This is a genomic window from Blastomonas sp. CCH1-A6 (assembly GCF_001556365.1).
GTDB classification, from domain to species: Bacteria; Pseudomonadota; Alphaproteobacteria; order Sphingomonadales; family Sphingomonadaceae; genus Blastomonas; species Blastomonas ursincola.
Genome location: NZ_LSIS01000523.1, coordinates 1 through 264, shown reverse-complemented (window position 1 = coordinate 264; position 264 = coordinate 1). Strand labels below are relative to the sequence as shown.

1 protein-coding gene is annotated in these 264 nt (G+C 58.3%); it reads right to left on the bottom strand.

Annotated elements, in window-relative coordinates; genetic code table 11:
- On the bottom strand, nucleotides 1-264 hold a 264-nt coding region (locus tag AX735_RS22695; protein ID WP_156447589.1), incomplete at both ends, for a transposase.

Sequence of the window (264 nt, the reverse complement as noted above, 5' to 3'; positions counted from 1 at the left end):
TCTCCACAAAGCGCCAAAGCGCGATTAACAATTTTCGGGCGAGCGCAACGATCCCCACCTTTGCCGCGCGAGCGCCGTTGCCTTTGAACCGGTTGCGATACCATACGGTCAGTTCGCTACTTGGCTGATATTTCAACCAACACCAGGCAAGTTCCACCATCTGCACACGTGTGCTTCGGTTACCGGCTTTGCTGATGCCCTGATCACGTGACACGTCGCCGCTGGCGAAGGGCGCCGGAGCTAACCCAAGGAAGGCCGCGACGT